13 protein-coding genes are annotated in these 12338 nt (G+C 41.5%); 5 read left to right on the forward strand and 8 right to left on the reverse strand.

Annotation, left to right across the window (positions count from 1 at the left end):
• Positions 1–117 precede the first annotated feature (117 nt).
• The 5 genes from METTI_RS04465 (at position 118) to METTI_RS04485 (ending at position 4948) form a co-directional block, all read left to right on the forward strand.
• Complete coding sequence (locus tag METTI_RS04465) at positions 118–2361, forward strand: amino acid permease (RefSeq protein WP_023844630.1); 2244 nt, start codon at positions 118–120, stop codon at positions 2359–2361.
• A 115-nt stretch (positions 2362–2476) separates the two neighbouring features.
• Positions 2477–3292 carry an archaeosortase A gene (artA, locus tag METTI_RS04470; protein WP_023844631.1) on the forward strand — a complete coding sequence of 272 codons (816 nt, stop codon included), beginning with the start codon at positions 2477–2479 and terminating at the stop codon, positions 3290–3292.
• Positions 3293–3901, forward strand: a complete 609-nt coding sequence (locus METTI_RS04475) for a phosphatidylserine decarboxylase (protein ID WP_023844632.1) — start codon at positions 3293–3295, stop codon at positions 3899–3901.
• A gap of 5 nt (positions 3902–3906) precedes the next feature.
• Entirely contained in the window at positions 3907–4614 is a 708-nt protein-coding gene (locus tag METTI_RS04480; RefSeq protein WP_023844633.1) for an archaetidylserine synthase, read from the forward strand.
• On the forward strand, positions 4589–4948 hold the full coding sequence (locus METTI_RS04485; RefSeq protein ID WP_023844634.1) for a dihydroneopterin aldolase family protein: 360 nt from the start codon (positions 4589–4591) through the stop codon (positions 4946–4948). The genes METTI_RS04480 and METTI_RS04485 overlap by 26 nt, the downstream gene beginning before the upstream one ends.
• Before the next feature lie 16 nt (positions 4949–4964).
• Here METTI_RS04485 and hisC read toward each other — a convergent pair whose 3' ends face one another.
• The 8 genes from hisC to pgsA all read right to left on the reverse strand — a co-directional run bounded on the left by hisC (position 4965) and on the right by pgsA (position 12328).
• Positions 4965–6062 (reverse strand): histidinol-phosphate transaminase, encoded by a 1098-nt coding sequence (gene hisC / locus METTI_RS04490; protein ID WP_023844635.1) that lies wholly within the window; start codon positions 6060–6062, stop codon positions 4965–4967.
• Positions 6049–7155 (reverse strand): acetylornithine transaminase, encoded by a 1107-nt coding sequence (locus METTI_RS04495; RefSeq protein ID WP_084324042.1) that lies wholly within the window; start codon positions 7153–7155, stop codon positions 6049–6051. The genes hisC and METTI_RS04495 overlap by 14 nt, the downstream gene beginning before the upstream one ends.
• Before the next feature lie 193 nt (positions 7156–7348).
• Positions 7349–7690, reverse strand: coding sequence for a hypothetical protein (locus tag METTI_RS04500; RefSeq protein WP_023844637.1), 342 nt, complete (start codon positions 7688–7690; stop codon positions 7349–7351).
• Between the two features lie 44 nt (positions 7691–7734).
• Positions 7735–8565, reverse strand: coding sequence for an acyltransferase (locus tag METTI_RS04505; protein WP_023844638.1), 831 nt, complete (start codon positions 8563–8565; stop codon positions 7735–7737).
• A gap of 144 nt (positions 8566–8709) precedes the next feature.
• Positions 8710–9183, reverse strand: coding sequence for a PUA domain-containing protein (locus tag METTI_RS04510; RefSeq protein ID WP_023844639.1), 474 nt, complete (start codon positions 9181–9183; stop codon positions 8710–8712).
• Between the two features lie 408 nt (positions 9184–9591).
• Positions 9592–11058: an RtcB family protein gene (locus METTI_RS04515; protein ID WP_023844640.1), complete on the reverse strand. Its 1467-nt coding sequence runs from the start codon at positions 11056–11058 to the stop codon at positions 9592–9594.
• Positions 11059–11193: 135 nt separating this feature from the next.
• Positions 11194–11643 (reverse strand): archease, encoded by a 450-nt coding sequence (locus METTI_RS04520; protein ID WP_023844641.1) that lies wholly within the window; start codon positions 11641–11643, stop codon positions 11194–11196.
• A gap of 73 nt (positions 11644–11716) precedes the next feature.
• Positions 11717–12328: an archaetidylinositol phosphate synthase gene (gene pgsA, locus METTI_RS04525; RefSeq protein WP_023844642.1), complete on the reverse strand. Its 612-nt coding sequence runs from the start codon at positions 12326–12328 to the stop codon at positions 11717–11719.
• Between the last annotated feature and the right edge of the window lie 10 nt (positions 12329–12338).

Here is a 12338-nt window from a genome sequence, read left to right on the forward strand (position 1 = left end):
ACATCCATATTAAAGACGCGCTTGGATATAGAACAAATTCCAAATATTTTAGATTTATCTGGAACCTGCAATATATTATAAATACTCTAAAACAAAGAATAAGTGGGAGTAGTGTGGATGATGTCTGAAAATACTGATGAACCGAAGGAAAAAAACCTGCAGGAAAAAGTTGAAGAACAAAAAGGTCAGGTTCCTGGTAAAAAATTATTTGGTACTGTTGAAGGAGTATTCATTCCAACCCTCTTGACGATTCTGGGAGTTATAATGTACCTCAGAGAAGGCTGGGTCATTGGTAATGCAGGGCTCCTTGGTGCCTGGCTGATAATACTGATAGCCTTTGGGATTACCCTTTCCACAGCACTTTCATTATCATCTATTACAACCAATATCAGAATCGGAGCAGGAGGAGCCTTTTCAATAATATCGCAATCCCTTGGTCTGGAGGTTGGAGGAAGTATTGGAATACCCCTGTATATTTCACAAAGCCTTGCCGTTGCGATGTATATATTTGGATTCCGTGCCGGCTGGCTCTGGATGTTCCCCGATCATTCACCCATAGTAGTTGACTTTGCTGCTTTTGCACTCCTCTTCATTATTGCCTACATAAGTGCTTCACTGGCATTCAGAATACAATATGTTATCCTTGCAATTATAATCTCATCACTTGTATCCATACTGTGGGCTGCCTCATCAGGTTCCATGCAGGAACCAATTACATGGTGGGGGTCATTCTCCGGATCACCGGAATCTGGATTTGCAGGAATAGGATTCTGGGGAGTTTTTGCTGTATTTTTCCCGGCAGCTACAGGCATAATGGCAGGAGCGAATATGTCAGGGGAACTTAAAAACCCCCGTAAGAGTATACCTGTGGGAACTCTTGCTGCGATAGTATTGAGTCTTGTGATATATCTTTTAATTGCATACTGGCTTGCAAGATCTGCAAGCACCGATGAACTCCTGAACAATTATACAATTATGGCAGAAAAGGCAGCATGGGCACAACTGATTGTGGCGGGCCTTCTGGGAGCCACTTTTTCCTCAGCTCTGTCTTCCATTGTTGGCGCCCCGCGAATCCTCCAGGCACTTGCTAAGCACCAGATACTCCCAGCAAGTGACTGGTTTGGGAAAAGTTCAGGATCAGGGGAACCCAGAAATGCAATGATATTTACCGGTGCAATTGTTTTTCTTGCACTATTGTTACGTGATCTCAATGCTATTGCGCCTCTAATAACAATGTTTTTCTTAATAACCTATGCAATGATCAATATTGTTGTACTCATTGAGCAGAACCTGAAACTTATAAGTTTCAGACCTCTTTTCAAAATACCAATGCTGGTATCCATAATAGGTGCCATAGGATGTGTCTTTGTGATGGTTATTGTAAATCCTACATTCACAATCCTGGCTTTTATGGTGGTGTTGGTAATACATGCATATCTTCTTAAAAAACACCTTAAAGCGCCTTTTGGAGACGTACGTAGTGGCCTTTTTGTAGCGGTTGCCGAATGGGCTGCAAAACAAAGTAACAGGATAGCACCTTCCAATGAAAGAACCTGGAAAGCAAACCTGTTGATACCTGTAAGAAACCCTAACATATTAACTGGTGCTTTTAACATTATAAAAGACATTACATATCCGAAAGGTTCTGTCAAACTACTCGGGCTTCTCGGAGAAGTGGAAGAAAGTGATCTGAACTCCCGTCTTATTGACCTGACAAATTCTTTCCGCAAAAGAGGAGTTTTTTCTTCATGGACACTTATTGATACTAAAGAATTTGATAAAAGCCTTATAGCCGGAATGGAAGCACTCACAGGATCATTTTTCAGACCAAGAGTCCTTTTTATCCACATGAACAGTTTTGAAGGGCGTGAAACCAAACTTCGCGATGTAATCCAGAAGGCTTCAAAACGTAACATCGGAGTACTGTTGCTTGCAGTGCACCCGGAAACAGTTTACGGAAGGCAGAACTCAATAAACCTCTGGATTAACGATCGTAGTCCTGACTGGGATATCAGCATGGATCTGGGAAATCAGGATCTTGCCATCCTGATCGCTTACAAGCTTAAGAAAAACTGGAAAGCTTCCCTTAAAATGATCAGTTGTGTAAAGGAGCAGTATAATAATTATAAAGCAGAACAGTATCTAGAGAACCTTTCGGAGCTGGCAAGAATACCTAATGTCAGTACAAAGATATTGCTTGGAGACATTGAATCCAGCACAGGCAACGCACCTCAGGCTTCAATCAATGTTTTTAGCATGGAACCGGATGTTGACTTTGATTTCGTTCGAAAAACTGTTGAAGATACAGGTTCTTCATGTCTGTTTGCTCTTGATTCCGGAGAAGAAAATGCCCTTGCATAAGAGAAAAAGAAACAATTGAAACTCAGCAGGTTGGGTTTTAAACAGGGATACGGAACAAAAAGTTAATAGGCTACATCAAATATATAGGAGCCATACCTATAAAAGGTGTGCTTAGATGATTGAGAATGTTCTATGGATTGCAGTGGCTTTCATGCTGCTTGGATCAATAATTCCTAAAACGGTAAAGGCCCGCAGAATGTTGTCTGCGGCAGGATGGGTATTCTTTTCCATGCACTGGTTCTACCAGCCAATTCATTATATGGAAATAAAAGATTACTTCAACGTAGCCCTGGTAATAGCTGTAGGGATAGTCTGCCTGATCATAGCATACACCATGTTCAAAGAGTACAAGGAAAACAAAATACCTTTAACAGACGTAACAACAATGGCTACAAGTGCAACCGCCCTTGGTTGTTTATTCTATTTCCCGTTCGCACAAATGGAAGTACTCAATATTGGGATAATATCACAGGTCACTAATACTGTTTTTCTGACACTGCAATATATTAATGTCCCGGCAGAACTTGTAGCATGGAACAAAATCTCACTAAATGGATACACAGTAGAGATTATACTTGCCTGTACTGCAATTGAAAGCATAGCACTTTTCATAGGCCTGATAGCGTCAGTGAACGCACCTGTTAAAAGATTGGCAGCTGCATTCACAGTATCAGTACCCGTAATATACATATTAAATATAATAAGAGATGCTTTTGTAATCGTAGCCTATGGTTACCAGTGGTTCGGCCCTGAAAGTTTTGAGATCGCCCATAATACTATTGCAAAAATAGGATCTGGAATAGCCTTATTTGTGGTCGCTTACTTTGTCATGCGCATACTGCCCGAACTGGTAGACCTGATAGAAGGAGTCTGGTTTTTGGTTACCGGATTTGTTCAGAAGCTATTCTATAAAGTAGTAGGAAACCAGTAAATGCTTGCAAAAGGTTCTTTTCCCTGGATATTAACATCCATCACTGTAAGTGTGGTAAGCTTCTTTGCATACCTGCTATACAAAATACCATATTCCGAAATGATTATTGTACTTGGAATATCAGTAACAATATTTTTCTTATTCTTTTTCAGGGATCCTGAAAGAGAAATAAAGGAACACGACAGCCATATGCTTTCACCTGCCGATGGCAGAATTGTGGATATTAGAGATAGAAAAATCTGTATTTTCATGAACTTCCAGAATGTTCATGTAAACAGGTTGCCAATTACCGGAAAGATACACACCATCGAGCATAAAAAAGGTGGATATATTCCCGCTTTCTGCAAAGATTCACACCGCAACGAAAGGAGCCATACACTAATAGAAACAGAACATGGCCTCGTAGAAGTAATACAGATAGCGGGAACAGTTACACGTAGAATAGTCTCCTATGTTCAGGAAGGAGATTACATGAAGCAAGGTCAGCGTTTTGGAATGATACGTTTTGGTTCGAGGGTTGATGTTACGATTCCTGAAAACTTTGAAATACTAATAAAGAAAGGAGATCGTGTATTTGCCGGCGAAACGGTAATTGCCAGAATTAAATAAAGGAAGTGAACCAGATACTTCATACATTAAAACTACCTGATTTTGTCACTTTACTGAATGCATTGTGTGGAGTCATTGCCATTATAATTGTGCTTGATGGGTTTACTTATCTGGCACCACTGCTCATACTTATTGCCGCAGTTGCAGACGGTGCTGATGGCCATATTGCCCGTAAATTCTCTTCCAGTGAGATCGGAGGAAACCTGGACTCACTTGCAGATGTTATTTCATTTGGTGTTGCACCTGTTATAATTACATATTCATTTGTTACAGGAACACAGTCACAGTATATTCTGCTTCCTGCAATGCTGTTCTATTTCATATGTGGAATTTTAAGACTTGCAAGGTTTAACACAATGCATTTGGGAATGAATTCATTCAGCGGTTTACCAATTACTGCCGGAGGAATAACTATTTCGTCATACTTACTAATGGGAGAAAACTTGTTCCATGCTTATGGAATGGCACTGTTGTTCCTTGTGATTGGACTTCTCATGGTAGGTGACATGACATATATGAAAGCAAGGAACAAAAAACTACTAATGCCACTTACTCTGATATTTGCTGCAATCATTGTTTCATACTTTGTAAATATTGAATACACACACATTTTAGCATCAATTCTTTCAGGAATAATGGCAATTTACATAATATCACCCATTATCAAGAAAAACAAAGAGGTACACTATGCAGGAAAACGAACTAATAACTGACAGGGATAACGTACTTTTTGAAGCCGGTATCAAGCTTGGCGCACTTTACCACCAGTTCACAGGTTCACCTGTTAATCTGGATACAGTTGAAAGCTTGGAAAAAGGGATACAGGAAAGTATTTCAGTCCAGCCCTGCGTTGAAAAAATCAGAGTTTCCATCAACCGAGAGATGATTAACTCTAAACTTAACGGCAAGTATGGTTATTGTGAACTTGAAGGCCGCATGCTGGATGTTCATATCACAGCAGTGTTCAAAAATGCAAAAGTGGATGTCAGTCTGGCTTTTGACACAGAACTCGACTATCCTCTTATGAAAATAGAAAAGATCTATTAATTATTACTAACTGGATTCAATTAGAAACGGCCTTTGCTTCTTCAAAGGCTGATACTACTTTTTCATTCTGTTCTCTTGTGCCTACTGTTACACGAATCAGCGATTCGCCAGCATTCCTGAATGACCTGCAATCCCTGACAATAATACCTTTTTTCATTAACGATTCTGAAACATCTTTTGCGACTAGAGGTGAGACATCCACAAGAATGAAATTTGCCTGGGAATCATATACCTTAAAAGGAATGTTCTCTGTCAGGAACTTGCGACCTTCCACAGTCATTGAGATACTTTTCTCCAGATATTCGGAATCGGAAAGTGCTGCCACTCCTGCCATTACAGCAGGTAGACTTACATTGAATGGAGTTGCAATCTTCATATACTGGACTTTAAGCCACTCAGGCATCAAACCATATCCAATTCTTAGACCTGCAAGTCCGAATGCCTTAGAGAAGGTTCTACCTATTACAAGGTTATCATATTCAAGAACCAGCTTTGAAAGACTTTTATCTGAGAACTCAACATATGCCTCATCTACAAACACAAGTCCATTTGTAGATTCAAGAAGTGAACGGACATCGTCTTCTGAAGTCAGCAGTCCTGTAGGGTTGTTAGGAGAACATAGGAATACAACCTTTGTCCTTTCAGTAATAGCTTCCTTAATAGCAGTTATATCAAATTTCAGCCCTTCACCGGGAGCCACATGAATCGCAGTTGCCCCGTTTGCTCTTGCGGCAATCTCATAGTAAGAGAATGTGGGAGTTGGTATTACAACTTCATCCCCGGGTTCGATGAGCACACGCATGAGGTTATCAAGCAAACCATCCATGCCCGGACCGGAAGCACATATGTTCTCTACGGGAAGACCTGTGTAAACTGAAAGAGCCTCCACGAGTTCGGAAGCATCAGCTGAAGGATATATGTTAACTTTTGATGCATAAGATATGAGAGCTTCAACTGCTTTTTGAGAAGGACCAAGTACATTCTCATTGGAGCCCAGTTTTATGATATCTATTGGGTCGATGCCGTATTTCTTTGCAATTTCCTCTATTGACTTTCCCGGAACATATTCTGCAATTGAGTTGACAACATCTTTGATTAGCTCAGGCCTGCTCAAGTACGGACACCACCCTGTCGATCTGCTCTTTTGTGATTACCAGCGGAGGAGCGATACGCAGTACTGTTTCTGAAGTGCAGTTAAGAAGAACACCATTCCTACGGCCGTGTTCCACAAGGTCGGCACATTTGCGGTCAAACTGGACACCTATCATTAGTCCTTTACCACGAACCTCAACGAAACCGTCTGTAGTAAGCTTACTCAGTTCACCGCGGAAATATTCACCCATTTCCTTTGAGCGCTGGATGAGATTCTCCTCACGGATTACATCAATTGATGCAAGTGCAGCAGCACATGCAAGCGGACTGCCTCCGAATGTTGCTGCGTGTTCTCCACGGTTGAAAGCAACACCTTCTCGGGCAGCTATAGCACCCATCGGGAAACCTCCGCCAATTGCCTTTGCCATTGTCATAATGTCAGGCTCAACACCAAAATACTCTTTGCAGAACCATGTTCCGGTTCTTCCAAAACCTGTCTGGACCTCGTCAAAAATAAGGAGCACTTCATTCTCGTCACAAATCTTGCGGACTTCCTTCAGATAATCCTGTGAAGGTACATTTATACCGCCTTCGCCCTGTATCGGCTCAACTATAACAGCAGCTGTGTTTGGGGTGATGGAGTCAGCTATTGCCTGTGCGTCATTGAATGGGACAAACTTTTCTTCTTGTACAAGAGGTTTGAATGGAGCACGATAAATGTCCTTGTATGTCAGGCTCAACGCACCCATTGTACGACCGTGGAAAGAGTGTTCCACTGCTATGAAATCCGTCTTTTTGGTTGTTGCCCTTGCAAGTTTCATTGCAGCTTCAACTGCTTCAGTTCCGGAGTTACAGAAGAAGACACGGTCCATTCCGGTTACATTGACCAGTTGCTCGGCAAGTTCTGCCTGCGGCTCTGTGTAATAAAGATTGGAAACATGAATTAGTTTTTCAGCCTGTTTTTTTATTGCTTCGGTTAAGTATGGGTGACAGTGACCTATATTGTTCACTGCAATTCCGGCAACACAGTCCACATATTCCCTGCCTTCAATATCATAAACAAGAGAACCTTTTCCACTTTCAAGAACCACTGGCTGGCGGCCGTATGTCTGCATTACATATTTTGAGTCTTTATCGAATATGGATTTAGACTCAGATGATGATGAAGTATAATCCTGTTGCAAATTAACACCTTTTCACTATAATTATTAGAACCGTTTTTAAATCTGACTATCGCTACAAAGGAAAAAACCAATTAAAAAAATAAATGTGATCATGACCAGCCTGAAGCCAGCCGGATATCACATCTCAAAGAATGCGTCTGTCTGGTACTTTTATCGCCACATACAGGTGATAAAGGAAAACCAGCATTGATATCTGGAAAACAAGCAGCATCAAACTTTTAGCGTTATCATAGCGTGTGCTTCCAGGTACTGAATTTATCGTTACAAGTACCTCTAAAAGATATAGTACAAAACCTACTGTCAGAAAGACAAAATATTTTTTCAGATTGTTAAACGATACATAAATTCGCGAGCGTATGACATCGGGATCTATCCGTATCAGCAGATATGATGTCAATAGCGCCAGAATCACTATACAAAGACGTATTGCAAGATCCAGAAAATGGAACGTTGAACTTAGACTCATAGCCATCCCCTCATATTTTTGTGTAACCCTATACCAAAAGTCACTCAGACATCCAGTTGCATCAGTTCATTATCACTCAAAGCATCATCTTCCTCACGCTCAAAGATGATACCGCCCGGCGCACGCATCACACCATCTACACGGGCACTCTCATGTATCTTTATTGACTGTGAGTTGATCTCTCCCAGAATATGTGTTCCGGCAGCAACGTAAACATTACCCCTGGAAATAATATTTCCGTGAATCACATTATCTGTTCCGAGTTTTACATCCTGAATAGTACGTATGCTTCCATAGAGTGTGGTCTCATTTGCCATATCGAGGGATGTTGCACGTATATTCCCTACAAGTCTGCACTTGCTTCCGACAATAGCATTTGAAGGAACCTTTATGGAATCCATGGATATCTTGGAACCGTTTGGAATTATCATTGAATTGAGTCCTATGGACTCCTCGTCATCCTCAAACAGATCCTCTAATGCCTTTTCAACTTCCTCATCCTTTCCAAGCCTCAGAAGCTCGCTGATATAAAGGAAAAGATAAACTATGACCGGTACAGGATTTCTTACAACAATCCAGCCCTTGGCTTCAAAACCACCGTTGATCTTCACATCGTTACCAATATCCAGATCGCCCTTTACCACCAGCTTACCATCGATGGTAACGAATTCCCCGATATAGGCATTCTCATCTGTTTTGACATTGCCGCCAATCTCAGACCAGATATCAATCCTTGTATCTCCAGTGGTGACGAGATCACCTGTAACGTTGACCCTTTCACCAAGTATTGCTGAATGTGCAATGATACCGTACTTTATTTCAGAGTGATTGCCTGCAATAACATCCCCATCTATGACTATTGTACGTTCTTCCATCCTTGTATTGTCTGGAATTACAAATGTCTTAAATATCTCCTCTTCTATGCTTTCACTCTCCGGTCTCGGATATACTGTATCAAAGGCACTACTATGACTTTATTTTCATCGTATTTAATAGAGATAGATTTATAAATAGTTATTCTAAGATTGTGCTATCCCACGCCTTACATCAACTGCAGGACCCCTGTCCATGCGAAGTGCTTCAGCCGGTGACAATAATAGCTGCCCTGTTGCCAGTATTTCGTCCTTTTCATCAACTATGATAACCTCATCTCCTGCCCTGAGATCTGGATCAACTGCAAGTACATGTTTTGCAAAAGCAGTCTTTCCTTTTGAGACAAATGGAACTGCATCCTCACAAATTATAACTCTTGATGCAGGCTTTTCAAGTCCCTGATGAAGTGCAGCAGCTCCGTCTATACTGAGAGTGAGCATTCCGTCCCTTGCACGAACTGTTGCCATGTGCTTTCCGTTGAACTGGACCTGTCTTACGCGTTTTGTCCTTGAAAGCAGGAATGTAACACCATCAGGAAAAAGGATCTCTCCACAACCCTTACCGAACTGAATGTCGGCCATTGTCCTGACTCTAATGAGGTTTTTATCTGCATTGCTCATAGTTGCTAAATAAAGTATAAGTTTTAAAATGATAGCGGTTAAATTGATATGAGATTATCCCTTATTTAAGGAAGTGAACACTATTTGCTATATAAATAATGTCAAACAGATTTATATATAATAATGACCAATTATAAGTTGAGGAAACGGGAACTACTGCTTGTAACTGTATTCAAAGGTATAGTAACTGTAACCAAGCAAAACCATTCATCCCCTCAAACATGTCCCCGTTTCCTCGTTGCTCAATAACAGATCAAGACTTCTTTTATGTTGTTTAACTGATCAGTGTAAACTCTGATTTTTTGTTTCAAGAATGTAGTTAAAAATACAAATTTCTATTTAAGAATCAGAAACAAAACTGAATTTGTTTTGCGATAAATAAAAAAGAAAACTAAGCCAAAGGTCAGTTTAACCTTTGACAACTCCCATTGGAAGTACACGTGCAACTTTTGTAGCGATTCCGAGGTTATGCACTACATCCACAACATCACTACTGGATTTGTATACCTCAGGCGCTTCCTCGGCTATGAGTGATGGCTGCGTTGCTCTTACAATAATTCCCTGTGACTTCAGTTCATTCTGAATCTCTTCACCACGCAGTTCTTTCTTTGCACTGCTTCGGCTCATAACTCTTCCTGCACCATGACAGGCACTGCCGAAGGTAAGCTCCATTGCAGCAGGGCAGCCTTTAAGCACATAAGATGCAGTGCCCATACTTCCGGGAATGATGACCGGTTGTCCTATATCCCTGTAGTCTTCCGGAATCTCAGGATGACCTGCAGGGAATGCTCTTGTTGCACCTTTCCTGTGTACGTAGACTTCCTTTTCCTTGCCATCGATCATGTGTTTCTCAAGCTTTGCAACATTGTGAGCAACATCATACACAAGGTCAAGTCCCAGATCACCATGTTGAGCTTTGAAGAACTCATCAAAAACCTCACGTGCCCAGTGCATTATCATCTGGCGGTTCACCCATGCATAGTTTGCTGCACACGTCATGGCCTTGAAATAATCCTGTGCTTCCTCCGAGCTTGCAGGAGCGCAGGCAAGCTGTTTGTCAGGGAGAGGAATCTTATACTTTTTGGAAGCCTGTGTGAGCTTCTGGAGATGGTCAGTACATATCTGGTGACCTGCACCACGTGAACCGCAGTGAATCATGAAAGTTATCTGTCCTTCCTTAAGACCGAAAGCCTTTGCGGCTTCCTCGTCATAGATCTTGTCCACATACTGTACTTCAAGGAAATGATTACCACTTCCAAGAGTTCCTATCTGTGGACGACCTCTTTTACGGGCTTTTATACTGACCTTTGAAGGATCAGCACCTGGCATCTTGCCATTGCTTTCACAATGACTTAGATCGCCTTTCATACCATATCCATTCTTAACAGCCCAGTTTACACCATTGATAAATACCTCATCCAATTCCTCATCAGTAAGTCTCATGCGGCTCTTGGAACCAACACCTGAAGGAATTGCTTCGAATAATGAATCGAGAAGCTCAGCCAGCCTTGGACGGACATCATCTTCCATAAGATTGGAACGGATAAGGCGAACTCCGCAGTTGATGTCAAAACCTACACCTCCCGGACTAATCACACCTTCATTCTTATCGAAAGCTGCAACCCCACCAATGGAGAATCCATAACCAAGATGTGCATCCGGCATCGCCATGGAGTATTTCTGGATTCCCGGCAGGGAAGCTACGTTTGCAACCTGATCGATGGTTTCAGGCTCCAGAATATCAAGGAGAGGTTTTGATACGAATATCCTTCCCGGAACATTCATCCCTGGTTTGTAATTACCGGATACCTCCCACGTATTATCATTTACTTTAGTGAGAATATCGAAAATTGATGTTGCATTTTCATCTGACATGTTATTTCCTCTTGTTTTTCTTCCTTCAAGCGTCTATAATGAAGACTATGCGCTCTAATCGTATGAATATATTGATTATAAGAAATTAATTGAAAATATAATGACCCAATCATTGGCCATGGATAAACTGATTTTTCACGTATCTACTGTTGCCTGAATCATCCAGCCAGCATCTGAGTTCTCAATCCTCATGTCGTTATAGGTTGCAGCTTTTACCTCAGTATCAAAGACATGGACTGAAAGATCAATGCTTTCTCCGTAGAGTGTTGCTTCGAGGGAGCATTGTTCATTATCTTCATCTACGGTTATCTTGTTGACTTCTATCCGGCCAAAAACCAATTCATCTACTTCGAATACAAAGAGTATCTCTGAAAGCCATTCAAAGAGCAGACTGTCAAGGTCAAAAGATGTAAGTTCGATATTTACTGACAGGCTGTTGTTAACAGAAGAGGTTTCCACCATTACGTTAAGCATGGCAAGGGCTGCATTCTCAAATGCCTGCTCAAGACTTTTACCGTAAGCCCGAAACCTTACATCGGCAGTGTGTTCCAGATACTCATAGTCAATATCCATCTCAGATGACATGAACCTTAATTGACCTTGAGATAATTAAATTAGCCCCTTGTTTTTGGGAGTTTGCTAATATGTTATAGACGGATCATTCCAGTTGTTTCCAGATGTGAACTATGCGCTGGAAAGCTGTTATGTGACTGCCAACTCCAATAATGAGAATCATCCAGCCAAGGGATGAGAATCCGAGTACTTCAGCCTGATAAAAATAGTAGATCACTGAAGAGAGCATGATAAGGACAAGTCTGTCAGCCCTGCCAATGATTCCTCCATAGTAGCGTCCGAGATTCAGCGCTTGTGCCTGTGTACCAAGGTAACTTGTGAGAAGGACACCGACAATGGTTATGACACCTATCTGCCAGTCTACGTAGCCGCCAAAGAAGATACCGCAAATAATGAAGACATCTGAATAGCGGTCAATTACATGGTCCAGGAAGTCACCGCGTGCGCTTGAAGCTTTCAGGTAGCGTGCCACAAGACCATCCATTGCATCTAAAAATGAGTTCAATGCCACCAGCAAACCTGCTATCAGGACAAGAAGAGGATCAAAGGCTGATCTGTAGTATAATATGCCTGAAAGCACTGCAAAGAGGAGTGAGATCATCGAAATCGCATTTGGGGAGATACCCAGCTTTGCGATTGCAACAGCCATTGGCTCCAGTATCTTTGATGCCACAGGTCTTAGAGCATTGAATGTCATGGATATTGTA

Source organism: Methanolobus tindarius DSM 2278, from assembly GCF_000504205.1.
GTDB classification, from domain to species: domain Archaea; phylum Halobacteriota; class Methanosarcinia; order Methanosarcinales; family Methanosarcinaceae; genus Methanolobus; species Methanolobus tindarius.